The organism is Saccharopolyspora elongata (genome assembly GCF_004348985.1).
Taxonomy (GTDB): Bacteria; Actinomycetota; Actinomycetes; order Mycobacteriales; family Pseudonocardiaceae; genus Saccharopolyspora; species Saccharopolyspora elongata.
Genome location: NZ_SMKW01000011.1, coordinates 79,473 through 95,186, shown reverse-complemented (window position 1 = coordinate 95,186; position 15,714 = coordinate 79,473). Strand labels below are relative to the sequence as shown.

Annotated in this window: 16 protein-coding genes; 6 read left to right on the top strand and 10 right to left on the bottom strand. The window is 71.2% G+C overall.

Annotation, left to right across the window (positions count from 1 at the left end; genetic code table 11):
* Nucleotides 1–9: 9 nt before the first annotated feature.
* Nucleotides 10–2,187, bottom strand: a complete 2,178-nt coding sequence (locus E1288_RS11200) for an alpha-ketoacid dehydrogenase subunit alpha/beta (RefSeq protein ID WP_132484018.1) — start codon at nt 2,185–2,187, stop codon at nt 10–12.
* A gap of 377 nt (nt 2,188–2,564) precedes the next feature.
* Here E1288_RS11200 and E1288_RS11195 point away from each other — a divergent pair, with 377 nt between their 5' ends.
* The 6 genes from E1288_RS11195 to E1288_RS11170 all read left to right on the top strand — a co-directional run bounded on the left by E1288_RS11195 (nt 2,565) and on the right by E1288_RS11170 (nt 7,537).
* Complete coding sequence (locus tag E1288_RS11195; protein WP_235883480.1) at nt 2,565–3,146, top strand: VOC family protein; 582 nt, start codon at nt 2,565–2,567, stop codon at nt 3,144–3,146.
* Nucleotides 3,147–3,162: 16 nt separating this feature from the next.
* The gene (locus E1288_RS11190; protein WP_132484016.1) at nt 3,163–3,837 is read left to right on the top strand and encodes a GntR family transcriptional regulator; all 675 of its coding nucleotides are present in this window, start codon (nt 3,163–3,165) and stop codon (nt 3,835–3,837) included.
* Entirely contained in the window at nt 3,830–4,567 is a 738-nt protein-coding gene (locus E1288_RS11185) for an SDR family NAD(P)-dependent oxidoreductase (protein ID WP_132484014.1), read from the top strand. The genes E1288_RS11190 and E1288_RS11185 overlap by 8 nt, the downstream gene beginning before the upstream one ends.
* Nucleotides 4,568–4,669: 102 nt before the next feature.
* Nucleotides 4,670–6,016: an MFS transporter gene (locus E1288_RS11180; RefSeq protein WP_132484012.1), complete on the top strand. Its 1,347-nt coding sequence runs from the start codon at nt 4,670–4,672 to the stop codon at nt 6,014–6,016.
* Between the two features lie 99 nt (nt 6,017–6,115).
* Nucleotides 6,116–6,631 carry a VOC family protein gene (locus tag E1288_RS11175; protein ID WP_132484010.1) on the top strand — a complete coding sequence of 172 codons (516 nt, stop codon included), beginning with the start codon at nt 6,116–6,118 and terminating at the stop codon, nt 6,629–6,631.
* 108 nt (nt 6,632–6,739) lie between these two features.
* On the top strand, nt 6,740–7,537 hold the full coding sequence (locus E1288_RS11170; RefSeq protein WP_132484008.1) for a thioesterase family protein: 798 nt from the start codon (nt 6,740–6,742) through the stop codon (nt 7,535–7,537).
* A gap of 7 nt (nt 7,538–7,544) precedes the next feature.
* Here E1288_RS11170 and E1288_RS11165 read toward each other — a convergent pair whose 3' ends face one another.
* The 9 genes from E1288_RS11165 to E1288_RS11125 are packed head-to-tail and all read right to left on the bottom strand — an operon-like array spanning nt 7,545 to nt 15,375.
* Nucleotides 7,545–8,528: an NADase-type glycan-binding domain-containing protein gene (locus E1288_RS11165; RefSeq protein WP_132484006.1), complete on the bottom strand. Its 984-nt coding sequence runs from the start codon at nt 8,526–8,528 to the stop codon at nt 7,545–7,547.
* A gap of 4 nt (nt 8,529–8,532) precedes the next feature.
* Nucleotides 8,533–9,093, bottom strand: a complete 561-nt coding sequence (locus E1288_RS11160; RefSeq protein WP_132484004.1) for a phage tail protein — start codon at nt 9,091–9,093, stop codon at nt 8,533–8,535.
* Nucleotides 9,090–11,063: a putative baseplate assembly protein gene (locus tag E1288_RS11155; RefSeq protein ID WP_132484002.1), complete on the bottom strand. Its 1,974-nt coding sequence runs from the start codon at nt 11,061–11,063 to the stop codon at nt 9,090–9,092. Before E1288_RS11155 ends, E1288_RS11160 begins: the two co-directional genes overlap by 4 nt.
* A complete protein-coding gene (locus E1288_RS11150) occupies nt 11,063–11,479 on the bottom strand; it encodes a GPW/gp25 family protein (protein ID WP_132484000.1) in 417 nt (138 codons plus the stop codon). The genes E1288_RS11155 and E1288_RS11150 overlap by 1 nt, the downstream gene beginning before the upstream one ends.
* Nucleotides 11,476–11,790, bottom strand: coding sequence for a PAAR domain-containing protein (locus E1288_RS11145; RefSeq protein ID WP_132483998.1), 315 nt, complete (start codon nt 11,788–11,790; stop codon nt 11,476–11,478). Before E1288_RS11145 ends, E1288_RS11150 begins: the two co-directional genes overlap by 4 nt.
* A 37-nt stretch (nt 11,791–11,827) precedes the next feature.
* The gene (locus tag E1288_RS11140; protein ID WP_132483996.1) at nt 11,828–13,627 is read right to left on the bottom strand and encodes a VgrG-related protein; all 1,800 of its coding nucleotides are present in this window, start codon (nt 13,625–13,627) and stop codon (nt 11,828–11,830) included.
* Entirely contained in the window at nt 13,627–14,343 is a 717-nt protein-coding gene (locus E1288_RS11135) for a CIS tube protein (RefSeq protein ID WP_132483994.1), read from the bottom strand. Before E1288_RS11135 ends, E1288_RS11140 begins: the two co-directional genes overlap by 1 nt.
* Nucleotides 14,344–14,356: 13 nt before the next feature.
* Nucleotides 14,357–14,782 (bottom strand): phage tail protein, encoded by a 426-nt coding sequence (locus tag E1288_RS11130; RefSeq protein ID WP_132483992.1) that lies wholly within the window; start codon nt 14,780–14,782, stop codon nt 14,357–14,359.
* Nucleotides 14,783–14,805: 23 nt separating this feature from the next.
* Nucleotides 14,806–15,375 carry a hypothetical protein gene (locus E1288_RS11125; protein WP_132483990.1) on the bottom strand — a complete coding sequence of 190 codons (570 nt, stop codon included), beginning with the start codon at nt 15,373–15,375 and terminating at the stop codon, nt 14,806–14,808.
* Nucleotides 15,376–15,714: the final 339 nt, after the last annotated feature.

Below are 15,714 nucleotides of genomic sequence, written 5' to 3'. Positions count from 1 at the left end.
TGCCTCGGGTCAGCGGCCGGTGATGTTCTTGAGCCGGTCGACGATTTCGTCGGTCTGCGCGATGGCGGCGCGTTCGAGTACCTTGCTGATGCTCGGCGAGGCCTCCGCGCCGTGCACCCGCTGCACCGGCTGGTCGAGCCAGTCGAAGAAGCGGCGCTGGATCTCGTCGGCGAGCCACGAGCCGTAGGAGGTGCCGAGCGGGCCCTGCTCGGCGATGAGCACGTTGTTCGTCTTGCGGATGCTGGCGCCGATGGTCTCCCAGTCGATGCTGGCCCGGTCCAGCCAGCGCAGGTCGATGACCTCGGCGTCGACGGTGCCCAGCCGCTCGACCGCGTCGAGGGCGTACCCGGTCATCGCCAGGTAGGTCAGCACGGTGATGTCCGAGCCGGTGCGGCGGACCACGGCCTTGCCGACCGGCAGGCAGTAGTCGAAGTCGTCGACGGGGCCCTCGCCGACCGAGCCGTAGAGGTCGACGTGCTCGATCACCACCACCGGGTCCTTGCACCGCAGGGCGCTGTTCATCAGTCCCACGTAGTCGAACGGCGTGGAGGGGGCGACGATGCGCCAGCCGGGCGCGGTGGCGAAGATCCCGGCGGGATCCATCGAGTGCTGCGAGCCGTAGCCGGTGCCCATCGCGACCTTGCTGCGCAGCACGAGCGGGACGTCGCTGTCGCCGCCGAACATGTGCCGCGCCTTGCCGATCTGGTTGAAGATCTGGTCGGCCGCCACCCACATGAAGTCGGCGTACATCAGCTCGACGACCGGCGTGTAACGCCCGTCGAGGGCGATGCCGCCTGCGAGGCCGGTGAAGGCGTTCTCGCTGATCGGCGTGCCGAGCACCCGGTCCGGGTGCGCCTCGGCCAAGCCTCGCGTGGCCCCGTTGGTGCCGCCCTTGAGCCGGTGCACGTCCTCGCCGAGGACCACCACCGGGTCGACGTCCATGCGCCGGCGCATCACCTCGGAGACCACATCGATGAACTTGCGCCGGGCGGTGCGGCCGGTGAAGGTGTCGCGGTCGGCGGTGCGGGCGCCGGTGAACTCGCCGAGGTCACCGCGCACCCCGACGTCCCGGAACGCCGGGTCCGGCCATTCGCCGGGCTTGATCCGCCGCTGGCCGGGCTTGCCCTGCGGGTCGGCTTCGAGGATCTCGTCGCCGATCGACGCCATCAGCCGCTTGGCCCGCTCGGTGGCGGCCTCGACGTCGTCGGCGCCGAGGATGCCGCGCGCCACCAGCCGCTCGGCGAGCCGGGCCAGCGGGTCGCGGGCCCGCCACTCCTGCTCCTCCGCCTTGGTGCGGTAGCCGAACGCGCTGCCCGGGAACGGCCCGTTCTGGTGGAAGTAGCGGTAGACGTCGGCCTCGACGATGGTGGGGCCCGCGCCGGAGCGCATGTGCGCCACGGCCTCGGTCATGGCGAGGTGCACGGCCAGCGGATCCATCCCATCGACCCGCCAGCTCGGGATGTTGAACCCGAGGCCGCGCGCCGACAGGCGTGGCTCGGCGGTCACCTCGTCGACGTGGGTGGATACCGCGTACCGGTTGTTCTCGATGAAGAAGCACACCGGCAGCCGCCACGCCGCGGCGAGGTTCATGGTCTCCAGCACCGAGCCGATGTTGACCGCCCCGTCGCCGAAGTAGGTCACCGACACCGCGTCGGTCCCGGCCTGCTTGGCCGCCCACGCGAACCCGGCCGCCTGCGGGACGCCGCCGCCGACGATGGCGTTGGTGCCCATCGCCCCGGCTTCCTTCCACTGCAGGTGCATCGAGCCGCCGCGGCCGCGGCAGAAGCCGCGCGACAGTCCGCAGATCTCCGCCAGGCTGCGGGACAGCACCTCGGCGACCGCCGGGTCGGCCGGCTGCCGCGGGTCGATGCCCTCCGGCGCGACGTGGCCGAGCGCCTTGGCCAGGAACTGGTGGTGCCCGCGGTGCGATCCGTTGACGAAGTCGCTGCTGGTCAGCGGCAGGATCGAGCCGACGGCCCCGCCTTCCTGCCCGATGCTGGAGTGCGCCGGGCCGTGGATCAGGCCCTGGCCGGCGAGTTCGAGGACGTACTCCTCGAAGGCCCGGATCAGCAGCGTCTGGGCGAACATCGACCGCAGCAACTGCGGGTCGGCGGCCTTCCAGTCCTGCTCGGTGGTGGTCACCTCGATCCACGGCGATGACGCGGTCAGCTTGCGGTGTTCAGGCATGGCACTCTCCTGTGCGACCCGGCGGGGGCCGGGCGTCCTTCAGGGATGGCGGGGCGCCGGCCGCGGCTATCGGCGCGGCGGGCGGAAGATGGATCCAACGGTGACATCGATTGGATCCATTTTCAAGTCCCGAGTCGGCGAGCGCGTGGTTCAAGCCCTGCCTGAGGGGTCGTTTCAGCAGGGCTCCGGGAAAGGCCGCCCCGAAGGCGCCCGGGCCCGGGTGTCGGTGGCGATTTCGCGTGAAATCGGAACACTTGTGGTTCAGGTCGTCGTGGCTCGCACGTGCCCGGTCCTCGCGCTGAAGCGCCCTCTGAAACTGCGTATTGACAGGTCGGTGGAGCTGGCTGAAACTTGTCGCAACTTCGCCATTGGATCCAATGGTCGTTCCCCTCGATGTGGAGGTGATGGTCGCGATGCCCGGACCGCGCCCCGGCGGGCTGCCCGGCCTGGCCGGTGTGGAGCACGTCGGATTCACGGTGCCCGACCTGGAAGAGGCCACCAGGTTCTTCGTGGACGTGATCGGCTGCGAGCTGGTGTACTCCCTGGGCCCGTTCCGCTCCGACGGCGACTGGATGGCCGAGCACCTGGACGTGCATCCCCGCGCGGTGATGCGGGAACTGCGGTTCTTCCGGTGTGCCAACGGACCCAACTTCGAGATCTTCGAGTACGAAGCGCCGGACCAGCGCACGGCCCAGCCGCGCAACAGCGACGTCGGCGGCCACCACCTGGCCTTCTACGTCACCGACCTCGATGCGGCCGTCGAGCACCTGCGCGGCCACGGCGTCCGCGTGCTGGGCGAGCCGACGACCAGCTCCGGCGCCAGCGCGGGCCAGCGGTGGGTGTACTTCTTGACGCCGTGGGGCATGCAGCTGGAGCTGGTGTCCTACCCGGACGGAAAGGCCTACGAGGAAAACGCCCCTGTCCTCCTGTGGCAACCTCAGCGGGTAGTACCGGGCTAGAGCACTAGGAGAGATGGTGTCCGAGAAGGCAACGGCGTCGACGGTGGCGAGCCAGCGGGTCGCCGAGCACCTGCGGAGCATGATCCTCAGCGGGGAACTGGCGCCCGGCGCGCGGATCCGGCAGGAGGACGTGGCCGCCCGGCTCGGCGCCAGCCGGTTGCCGGTCCGCGAGGCGCTGCGGATCCTGGCCGCCGAAGGCCTGGCGGTGCTGAAGTCCAACACCGGCGCCTGGGTGTCCAAACTGGACATGAACGAGTGCGAGGGGATCTACAAGATCCGCGAACGCATCGAACCGCTCGCGCTCAGCGAGAGCGTCCCGAACCTCACCGCCGGCGACATCGCCCGCATGGAGCGGATCCAGGACGAGATCGAGGACAACACCGACGTCGACCGGTTCCTGCTGCTGGACCGCGAACTGCACCTGGCGACCTACGCCGGATGCGGCAACCGCGAGCTCACCGCGATGGTGCACCGCTTCTGGAACACCACCCAGCACTACCGGCGCGCCTACGCGCGGGTCATCGACTCGGCGGGGAACCAGCTCATCAACTTCGAGCACCGGCTCATCATCGAAGCGGTCAAGCGCGCCGACACCGTCGACGCCGAGCGCTTCCTCACCGGCCACATCCGGCGCACCCGCCTGGAACTGGCCAAGCACCCAGAACTCTTCGCCGAGGACGAACATGACTGATTTCCAAGGAAAAACGCTGGTGCTCTCCGGGGCGGGCGGTTCCATCGCCCGCGAGATCGCCCGGCAGTTCTTCGACGCGGGCGCGAACCTCGTGCTCGGCGATCTCGACGGGGAAGCCCTGCACGAGCTGGCGGCGACGCTGGATCCAACCGGTGCCCGCACCGCCACCTTCGTGCTCGACGCCGCTTCCTCCGCCGCCAACGACGAGTTCGTCCGGCTCGCGGTCGAGCGGTTCGGCGGCATCGACCACCTGGTTCCCGCCGCCGGGATCTACCCCGAGCAGCCGGTCGCCGAGATGACCGACGAGCAGTGGCACCGCGTCGTGTCGATCAACCTCGACGGCGTCTTCTTCCTCGTCCGCGCGGCCCTGCCGCACCTCAACCACGGCGGCTCGATCGTGCCCATCGCCTCCGTCGCCGGGCACCGCGGCAGCGCGCGGCACGCCCACTACGCCGCCACCAAGGGCGCGCTGCTGTCCTTCTCCCGGAGCCTGGCCTGGGAACTGGGCGACCGCGCGCGGATCAACGTGGTTTCGCCCGGGATCATCGAAACGCCGATGACGAACGACCTCGTCGCCGCCAAGGGCGGGGACCTGATCTCGGCCACTCCGATGGGCCGGCTCGGCAAGCCCGGCGAGGTCGCCTCCGTGGTGGCCTTCCTGTGCGGTTCCGCCGCCGCTTTCGTGCAGGGCGAGGTCATCCACGTCAACGGCGGCCTGCACATGGCCTGATCGGGCAACGACTCACCCGACGACACCGCGACCACCGGACGCGGTGCTACTCCGACGCGCTCCGAAGCAGTTCTCCCTTAACTCACAACGAGGTGACCGACCATGGCGCAGAACGCCGCAACGACCGAGGCACTCGATCCCAGAGCCGGCCGCCGGCTGATGGCCGCCGGCCTGATCGCCAGTTCGATCGAGTGGTACGACTTCTTCATCTACGCAACCGCGGCGGCGCTGGTGTTCGGGCCGCTGTTCTTCCCCGGCGCTTCGCCCCTGGTGGGAGTGCTGCTGTCGTTCGCGACGTTCTGGGCAGGCTTCGTCGCGCGCCCGATCGGCGGGCTGATCTTCGGCAACCTGGGCGACAAGGTGGGCCGGAAACGGGCCGTCGTGATCTGCCTGATGATGATGGGATCGGCGACGTTCCTCATCGGTCTGCTGCCCACCAGCAGCGCCATCGGCGTACTGGCGCCGATCGCGCTGGTGGTGCTGCGCTTCCTGCAGGGCATCGCCGTCGGCGGCCAGTGGGGCGGGATCGTGCTGCTGCTGACGGAGAACGCCGATCCCAAGCGCCGCGGCTTCGCCGGCACGTTCGGGCAGATGGGCGTGCCGCTGGGCGTGATCCTGGGCAACGTGGTGTTCCTGGCCGTCACCGCCGCCACCAGCACCGAGGCGTTCACCTCGTGGGGCTGGCGCATCCCGTTCCTGGCCAGCGCAGTGCTGGCACCGGTGGTGCTCTACATCCAGCTCAAGGTCGAGGACGGCCCCGTCTACCGGCAGCTCGAGCAGCAGCGCAAGGCCAACTCCGCGGCGGTCGAGCAGGCGCCGCTGTCGGAGGTGCTGCGCAACCACAAGCGGATCGTGCTGCTCGGCACCGGTCTGCTGTTCGCCACCAACGCCATCTTCTACGCGTGCATCTCGGGCCTGCTGGACTACGCGACCCGAACCCTCGGCGTGGCCCGGACGCCGTTGCTGATGATCTCGCTGGTGGCGACCGGTGTGATGGTGTTCGCGATCCTGATCAGCGGTGCGCTGTCGGACCGGTTCGGCCGCCGGCCGCTGATCCTCGCCGGTTCCGGCTTGGTCGCGCTCTGGGGATTCCCGTTCTTCTGGCTGGTCGACACCGCATCGCTGCCGCTGATCGCGGTCGCCACCACGGTCGGCCTGATCGGCTCCGCCCTGACCTACGGTCCGCTCGCCGCGTACCTCGCGGAGCTGTTCCCACCGCGGATCCGCTATTCCGGCGCGTCCCTGGCCTACCAGTTGGGCGCGATCGTGGTCAGCGGTGGCACGCCGTTCCTCATGACGACGCTGTTCGCCACGACCGGCACCTCTGCCTCGGTTTCGGTGTTCCTGGTCCTGATGGGGCTGGTGACGTTCCTGTCCGCGTGGCGGCTGCACGAGACCGCCGGCGTCCGTGCCGGAGAGTCGCAACCCGAACGCGTCGCGGCCTCCTGAGCGAGCGGCTCCCGCCACGGGCATCCGGGGTTCCCGCGCCCGCGATCTGTCCAATCAGGACGCGGTCCGTCCACCAACCCGAAGAGGAGAACCGAGAACATGGATCCAGCGCGGAAGGAACTCCTGCCGCCGAGCTTGCGGTCCCGGCCGGTCGCGCAGGTGGGCATCCTGGTGCCGGACCTGCGCGCCGGGATGCGAACCTGGGGCACGCTGCTCGGCGAAGACGACTGGCTCGTCTACACCTACGGGCCCGGGACGGTGCGGGACCTCACCTACCGGGGCGCTGCGGCCGGGTTCTCGATGCGGGTCGCCCTGGCCGGCACCGGACCGCAGGTGGAACTGATCGAGCCGCTGCGCGGGCCGAGCATCTACCACGAATGGCTCCAAGAGCACGGCCACGGGCTGCACCACCTCGGTTTCCACGTCGACTCGATCGCCGGTGCGATCGAGGACTTCCGGGCCGGCGGCATCCCGCTGTTGCAGTCCGGGCGGGGCTACGGCCTCGACGGCGACGGCGGATTCGCCTACTTCGACACCCAGGACACCGTCGGCGTGATCGTCGAGGCGATCGAGGTCCCGAAGCGCCGGCGGCCGAGCGAAGACCTCGCGAACTGACCGCTGTGCTCGCGGCGGCTGTGGCGATCCTCACCGCTCGTTAGGCCATCCGGTCCATATCCTGTAGTCCTGACCGTCGCGCCGGCCACGAGTGGGGAGAGAACCGCGTTGCCCGAGGCACCCGAGAGCACGCCCAGCTACTTCGAGCGGCTCGACGCGCACCGCTTCAAGCCGACCGCTCACGCCAGCGGCGCGTGGCGCAACGACGAGCAGCACTTCAGCCCGGTGGGCGGGATCCTCGTCCACGCGATCGAACGCGCGCGGGCCGGCCGCCCCGAGCTGCTGATCAGCCGCGTCAGCTTCGACATCCTGGGCAAGATCGCGCTCGACGAGTTCGAGATCCAGGTGGAGACGACCCGGCCGGGCCGCACCATCGAGCTGGTGGAGGCCACCGCGATCATCGCCGGGCGCCCCGTGGTCCGGGCCCGCGCGTGGTTCCTGGCGGAGCTGGACACCAGCGCGGTCGCCGGGGGCGAACCCGATCCGCTGCCGGACCCCGAGTCGCTGGCGCCCTGGCCGATGAACTCCCTGTGGCCGGGCGGCTTCATCGCGTCGCTGGACACCCGGCCCGCCGGCACGCCTCGGCCCGGGCGCAACGCGGCATGGGTGTCCACCCGGACCGACCTGGTGGCCGGCGAACCGGTCGGCCCGGTGGCGTCCTACGTGGCGCTCGTCGACACGGCCAACGGCATCGCCGTGCGGCAGGAGCCGACCAAGTGGATGTTCCCCAACGTCGACCTGTCGATCCACCTCTACCGACAGCCGGAAGGCCGCTGGACCGGGCTGGACACCACCGTCGTCTTCGGCGGCCGCGGCCAGGGCCTCACCAGCACGGTCCTGCACGACGTCCGGGGCCCGATCGGGACCGCGCAGCAGAGCCTCACCGTCCGTCCCCTGGAGCAGTAGCCGGGGGTCACTTGCGCCCGAAGAACTCGATCTCGCCCAGTGCGATGTGCTTGCCCTCGGTCAGGCCGGTCACCGTCTTGATGTGCACCCGGACCCTGACCACGTCGCTGGTCTTGATGCGGACCTCGTACGGGGTCGGGCTGTCGGGCACGTCGACGGTCTCGGTGCGGGTCCGGCCGCCGGAGCTGGTGGCGGTGATCTCCAGCCGGGCGGGCCGGGCCTGGCTGCGGAACTCCTCGTCCTTCCGCGACGGCCCGGTGCTCACCAGCACGCCCACCAGCCGGAACGGGTGATCGAAGTTGAACTCGGCCCATTCCCCGGGCCGCTCGGTTCCCCAGTACACGTCCCTGAGCCCGTCCACGGCCTTGCCGCGCGGGTGGTCGGGCATCTCGCCGCTGGCGCTGGAGCTCACCGGTCCGATCGGCGCCGCCCCGAAGGTCTTGTCGAGCACGTCCTCGACGATCTCCCGGCCGGTCGGGTAGAACAGGACGCCGCCGATCACCAGGGCGATCAGCACGGCGAGGACGACGAGCCGCCGCCACACCTTGCCACGATCGATCCGGCGCCGCCGCCGGCGTGCGCGATTCGATTGCGGCGCTTCGGAATCCGGGGCGAGCGGCGCGGCGCAGCGGATGCAGAACCGCCGTTCGGGCGGGTTGGGGGCGCCGCACGCGCCGCACGGCGGGCCCTCGGGAGCGGGCTCCGCGACCGGCGCGTTCGGCTCGGGCCGTGGCGCGACGGGCTTCGCCGGTTGCACGGCGGCCGGTTGCTCCGGCTCGGCGACCGGTTCCGCAGGTGGCTCGGGTGCCGCCGGGATAGGAGGCGGCGGGACCGGGATGCGTGCCGTCGGCGCTGACGGATCTGGGGCGGACGGGTCCGGGGCGAGTGGTTCGGGTTCGGTGCCCTTGTCCCAGCCCAGGTAGGCGCCGCAGGTGGTGCAGAAGTCCTCGCCGCGGGCGACTTGGGCGCCGCACGTCGAACAGGAGCGCATCGGGTCATACCCCTTCCCGTTGTGGCGGCCCCGGCAGGACCTCGACGGTGCAGGTGAGGTGGATCGGGCAGGCCGCCTCGACCACCGCGTCGACCTGCTTGCGGTCCACCGCCGAGCGGCCCGGCCAGACCTGGACCACGGCCCGGGTGATCGCGTTGCCGGGCAGCGCGGTGCCCGGCCGGGTCGACCACACCGCGCCCGGGCCGTCGAGCACCCGCGCGTGCACCCCGGCGCACAGCCAAAGCCGGTCCACGAGCCCCCGCACGGTGCCGTTGCGGCGGTGCAGCTCGACGGCGCGCATCACCACCGCCCGCCGCAGCGGGGGCGGCCACGCCGGGTCGAGTTCCACCGAGACCCAGCCGGCCAGCCAGGACACGAAGTCCTCCGGCGCCACGCGCGGGTCGAAGTAGCCCGCGATGTTGTCCATAGTGGACAGGATCGGGGCGAGGACCGAGTCCAGGCCGGCGGTGAACCGCTGGGCGAAGTCGTCCCCGGCGTACAGCGCGGGCAGCAGGTCGCCGAGCGGGTAGCGGCTGGGCAGGTCGGGTACCGCGCGGCGGCTCATCGCGGGCCCGGGCCTTCCGCCGGATCCCCGGAACCCACCAGCACCTGGTGCTGGTGGGAGAAGACCAGCGCGTGATCGGCCAGCTCGACGCGATCCACCGGCGTGCCCCGCTGCCCGGTGATCGGATCGGCCGGGAACAGCCGGATCTCGTCGATCAGCTCGACGCCCTCGACCTGCTGGAGCACGGCGAAGACCTCGCCGACCTGGACCGGTCGCCCGAACGGCCAGCCGGTGCCGTCGGCGCCACCGCGCAGCGGGTTGAGGTACCGGTAGAGCGCGGCGACGGCGTCCCGGTTCACCCGGTTCACGTCGGCTTCCGCGGAACGCATCCGCGCCACGACGGTGATGCCCTGGTAGAACGGCGGCTCCACGACCAGGCGGGTGCCCAGCAGCCGGTGCTCGTCGAGCCGGGCGGCGATCGCGGCGAGCAGCTGCGACGAGGGGATCAGCTGCTCGAAGCGCAGCTGGTCGCCCGCGTCGGCCACGGCGTTCGGCACGACCAGCACGCGGGCCGCGCCCGGCTCGTGCTCCGCGCCCGCGGGCAGGCAGCGGATCCGGGCCGCGGCCGGCGCAGCCTGCCACGCGATCTGCTCGTAATCCGCGGCGGTGACGGCCCGCTCCTGCACCCGAAGTTGGTGCGGCGCGCGCACTTTCGCCTCCGACACGGTCTCCCCGTCGACGCCGCCGCCGGCGGCCTCGCGGTTCTCGACATCGGCCACGTAGGGCACCGAGCTGCGCAGCACCGAGATCGCGCCGCGCGCCACGTTGCCCGATCGACCGCCGCCGGTGCGGTACTTCGGCACCCTGATGTGCGCGCCCTTGGGCGGCACCGCCCCGAACCGGCGCAAGGTGCTGTCCGGCGCGCGCACGGCGGGCGGGAAGAGGAACTCGCCGTTCGTCGCGTCGAGCGTGACGTGCCGGTCGGCGGGGCCGGAGTTGCCGAAGTGCTCCACGACGTGCCAGTCCTGCCAGCCGTCGTCCGCGGCGACCTGCACCACGATCGGCTCCGCGTCGGTGAGCACCGGCGCCCGGTCGAGCCGGAACCGCTGGCCCGGCACGCCTTCGGAGAGGCCCAGCGCGACGTCGGTGACGGTCTCGGCGTGCTCGACGGTCGTGGTGCCGCCGATGGTGAACGCCTCCGCCACCCGGACGGTCGGCGACTCGGAGTAGAACGGCTGGTTCCGTTCCGGGGCCACGACGCGGCAGCGCAACCAGCCCGCCCGGACGCCCGCCACCGACGACAGGGCGTGCCCGGCGGGCACCTGCAGCACCACCTCGCCGGGCCGGTTGAGGCCGCCGGTGGTGTCGTCGAAGACCGCGCACTCCGTCCAGCGCACCCCGTCCCACGACTCCCACACCAGCGGCGGCTGCCGGGGATCGACGCCGATGCCTTCGACCTGGCTGTCCAGCCGCACCGCGACCACGCAGCGCGGGACGGCGTTGCTGAGGCCGAACAGCATGGCGTCGTCGACGGCCGGTTCCGCCTGGAAGCACGGCACGTCCTTGCCCGCGTCGAGGTCGCCGGTGTGGTTCTGCTGCGCCCCGGCGGCCGAGATCGTGACGAGCGTCGTCAGCTCACAGGGCACGATGGGCAGTTCGTCGGTGGTGGCGAAGACGACCGCCTCCTCGGTCTCCGAACGCGCGGTGGCGACCTCGGTGCCCAGCGGGAGGAGCACGGTTTCCGGCTGGGCGGCCGAAAGCCAGAAGGTCACGTCGGCCCGCGCCGCCGCCGGCGGGAACAGGCGGACGCCGAGCAGGTCGAGGAACGCCAGGTAGTTCTTCTCCGGCACCCGGTTCAGCCGGTAGATGAGCTGGTCCACCATGTGCGCGAACGTCTCGATGAGGGTCACGCCCGGATCGGAGACGTTGTGGTCGGTCCACTCCGGGGCGCGCTGCTGCACGTAGCGCTTGGCCTCGTCGACGAGTTCTTGGAAGCGGCGGTCGTCCAGGTTCGGCAGGGGCAGGGCCATCAGTCCGCGTCCTCCTCCGCCGCGCTGTGCGGGATCGTGTAGAAGGGGAAGACGAGGTTCCTGCGGTCGTTGGTGGCGCGCAGCGTGTAGTGCACGTCGATGTACAGCACGCCTTCCTCGACGGTGTCGAACGCGACGACCACGTCGGTCACGTCGATCCTGGGTTCCCAGCGTCGCAGCGCGCTGCGCACCTCCTGTGCGATGCGCCCGGCGGTGGCGCCGTCGCTCGGGGCGAACACGTACTCGTGGATGCCGCAGCCGAATTCCGGGCGCATCGGGCGCTCGCCCGGCGCGGTGCCCAGCACGAGTCGGATCGCCTCCTCGATCTCCTGCTCCCGCTCGACCATCGCGATGCCGCCGGTCGCCCCGACCCGCATCGGGAAGGCCCAGCCGCGGCCGATGAAGCGCTCGCTCACAGCGGGCCCCCGATCAGCACGTTCGGCGCCCCGATGACCACGGTCGCGCCGCAGGTGGTCTTGTCGTTCATCCGCGCGGCGGGCAAGCCGCCGATGAGCACCACACCGGAGCGAGGCGGGCTCGGCATGAGCACGTTCCCCGCGCCCAGCACGGTGTGCGGCAGCAGCGGGCACACGTGCTGACTTCCCGTCACCGCCGCGGGTTTGCCGCCGATGAGCACGGTGGCCACCTTGAGGGCGGCGGCCGCGGGAGGCTGGCCGATGGTGCCTCCGTGGGAGGTGGGATCGCCCATCCGGGCTGCGGGTGGCATCGCGGGAACTCCTTGTCAGCTCGCGGAATCGGTCTGATCAGTTGATGTGGACCATGCGGCCGCGCAACGTGGCGATCGCGCCGCCGTCGATTCCCACGTTGGTCCGGCCGTTGATCGAGACCGACGTCTTCGCGTCGATCGACACCGACTTGCCGGTCAGGGTGATGTCGCCGGTACCGGCGTCGAGCGTGATCCCGCGGTCGGTCAGCGACACCGTGCTCAGCGCCCGCCGGCCGCCGACAGCGGACACCGTGATGTCGATCGTCCGCCGCTTCTCGTCCATCCGGATGTCCAGCCGCTTGTTGCCGCTGGTGAGCCGGATCCCCGGCGCACCGGTGGTGGAGTCGATGAGTTCGAGCCGATGTCCCTTGCGCGACACCAGGGAACGCCGGTTGACCTTGCCGGTGGTGCGGTCGACCAGCGGCAGGTCGTGCGGCGACGGGTTGTCCCGGCCGTTGTAGAGCCCGCCGAGCACGTAGGGCTTGTCGAGGCAGCCCTGCTCGAAGCCGACCAGCACCTCGTCGTTGACATCGGGGCTGAACACGCCGCCACCGCCCTGCCCGCCGAGCTGCACGGTGCGGACCCAGTCGGTCACGTAGTCGTCGTCGAGCCACGGGAACTTCAGCTTCACCCAGCCCCGCTGGGCCCCGCCGGCCTCCTTGATGTCGGTGACGATCCCGGTGGCCACGCCCGGGATGCGCGGGCCCCGGTCCGGCGCGTTGGCGCCGGTGACCAGCCCGGTCAGCGACCGGTCGGGGGAGGTGCTGACCAGCACCGTGGTGCGGTAGCCGTTCCCGGGCTCCAGCACGTGGTGCACCGCCGTCGCGGTGAACCGCCCGGAGAACTTGGGCCCGACGTTGCCGAGCGCGACCGGCACCCCCGCGCGCAATTCCGGGTTGCCCTCCGCGACCGCTTCGATCTCGCCGAGCCCCGCGCTCATCGACGCCGCGAGCGCGCGTGCCGCCGCCGTGGCCTCGGCCTGCGTGCCGTAGGGCGTGTCGGTGACGCGCATCCGGGCGCCCTTGCCGAATTTGCCGGTCGCCTCCGCCGCGGTGAGCCCCGGCCGCACGGTCGTGCTCCTGGTCGCGTTCTCCTCGGCTATCAAAGGACGTTTGGTGGCCACGTTCCAGCCGCGCACCTCGACCTTGTCGACCTGGTCCACGGCCGTGAGCGCCGCGCGCAGCGCCATCAGGTTCCGGCCGTATTCCAGGACGAACGGGCTCTTGGTCGCCGGGGTGGTGGGCGAGGGAGCGCTGGCGGCCGGTTTGAGCGCGGCGAAGTCCAGCCGCCCTTTCTCGTCGACCCGCACGTTGACGCCGTGTTCCTGCGCCAGGTTCTGGAGGAACTCCCAGTCCGACACGTTCGCCTGGGAGAGCTGGGTGTAGGTGATCGGCTTGGCGTCGATGCGGCCGGCCCGCAGACCCGCGCCCGTCGCGACCTTCCGCACGATCGCGGCGGCGGTCATGTTGCGGAACGCCGTGACCTTCCGGCCCCGCATCAGCCGGTGCGCCTTGCTCATAGCCCGCACCACGGTGAACGAGCCGGTGCCGTCGGTGTCCAGCTCCAGGCCGGTGACCTCGCCGGTGAACAGGCGCTTCGGCGCCTGGCTGCCGGTGGTGGCGACCGACACCGTCAGCGGCGAGCCGATGGTGATGCCGGTCGCGGTCAGCAGCTCGTGGTTGGGATCCCGGAAGGTCAGCAGGGCCGCGTCGGGCAGGCCGACGTTCTCGTCGACCACGCAGCTGGTGAGCTGTTCCTGCCAGGCCGGGGGGAGCGGGCCGGGCGTGGCCACGATCGGATCGGCGGCGACGGAACGCCCGCCCTCTTTTCCGCCCATCACGCACCGTCCTGTCCGTCGTCGAAGGCGGGTACCAGCAGTTCGGCGCCGGGCACCAGGATCATGGGGTCGTCGATCTCGTTGGCCTCGGCGATGATCCGCCACGCCGTCGCGTCGCCGTACTCGTGCCAGGCGAGCTGCGGCAGGCTGTCGCCGGCGACGACCCGGTGCGTGCGGCGGGTGTTCTCGGAGCCCGAGGTCGGGTTCTGGCCCGGGGTGTCGACGCTGGCCTCTTCGATGCCCAGCGAACAGGTCGCCCGCAGCGGCTTCCCGTCGACGTCGAACAGCGAGTAGTCGACCGAGAAGCTCGACAGCACACCGTTGAAAGACGTCGTCCTGGCCGTGCCCCACTCGAACCGTACCCACGGGCTCGCGGGCTTCTTGCTGGCCAGGCTCTTCGGCGTCGGGACGCAGGCCACCATCAGGTCCTCGATCTTCTTCTCCACCGAGCCGTCGTGCTTGTCGGTGGCGTCCAGGAACACTTCGAGGGAGAGGGAACGCGGGCCGCTGCCGACGAATTCGGGCAACGCCGCGTCGGGTGCCATGCGGGACGGCTTGCGCCGCCACTCGGTGCTCTTGGTCAGCGCGAGCTTGTTCGGGTTGAACTGGAACCGGACCCGCTTGATCGTCGCGCCCGGTTTCGCGCCGACCTTCGCTGGTGGCTCCATGATCAGCAGCTGGGCGCGGGCGAGGTTGTTGCCCGGTGCGGCGGCCATCCGGCCCCTCCTCTCACGACGGTTGCAGGCCCAGGTGGGCGATTTCCAGCGTCTCCACCGCGGCCTGCGCGTTGGACGGGTCGAAGGACGGGCCCTGCCAGCTGACCGGGATGATGCCGACCACCTGCCACCGGGCGATGGGCGTGAGATCCGGCTTCAGCGCGACGATCTCGCCGTTCTTGCGCTCGGCGCGCTGGATGATCTGCCCGAGCCACCGCGAGATCTTGGTGGTGTCGCTGGTGACCGGGCGGGTCAGCGTGATGTTGGTCCAGGTGATCCGGGTGGGCAGCTGCCAGGTGAAGCCGTTGTTGCCGCCCTCGGCGAACTGCTCCACCTCGACCTGGGCGCCGAGCCCGGAGCAGGTGTTGAACCTGCCCAGGTCGTTGCCCCCGATGACCAGCCGGAAGAACACGCTGGACGCGAAGATCTCCTGAGGCACCGGCAACACTCCTTCCGAACGTGCTAGCGGCGGCGGTCGTGCAGCCGCCCGATTCGTTCCCTGCCGTGGCGGAACTCGGCGCGCAGCAGCCGTCCCACCGGCTCGATCAGGCGACGAGCGAGCTCGTCGATGTCCTGCCCGCCGGAGCCGCCCACCCCGGCCGGGGCGGCGTCCTGCTCGCCGGTGGCGGCCGGCTCGGGTTTGCGCTGGACCACCGTGACCGGAACTCCCGCCGGGACACCGGGAATCGGGCTCGACGCGGCGACCGGTTTCGGCGCAACGGTCTTCTGCCGCTCCGCGGGCTGATCGACCGGGGCTGTGCGCTGCACGGTTGGAGCCGCCGATCGGGACACCGGCAGGACTTCGTGTGCGCCCGGGCCGATGTCGTGCGGAGTTTCAGCGGCCTGGTGTGTCACCGCAGCGCGCGGCAGGGCTTCACCGCCGGGTGGTGGCGGGAGCGGGGCGAGCTGTACCGGAGTGCTGGATGCCGGGGGAGCGGCCGAGATCCGGGCTCGCTGCACCGGCGTGCTCGGCACGGGCCGCGGCGGAGTGATCCCGGACGGCGTTGCCGGGTCGGCGTGGTTCCAGCGCACCGGTGCCACCGGTCGTGCGGCGGGTTGCTGAGGGCTCCGCGCCGCGCCGACGCCCGGGTCCTGCCCGATTCGCGCGGTCAGCGGCCGCGCCGACAGCAGCGGCAGGATGCGCTGGACGGATTCGTGGGTCCCGGCCTGCGTCGTCGGGCTGTTCGGGGGCGAGGATTCGGATGCCCCAACCTGGCGTTGGACGACAGCGGCGGCTGCATCGGAGCCCGGAGCGGGGGAAACCCCGGTCAGGGGGAGTGCGGTCGGCGCATCGCCTTCCGGTGAGTGAAGCCGTGCCGTCAGATCCCCGGCTCCAGGCGTGACCGTGGCAGGCCCCTGGCGCTGACCCCG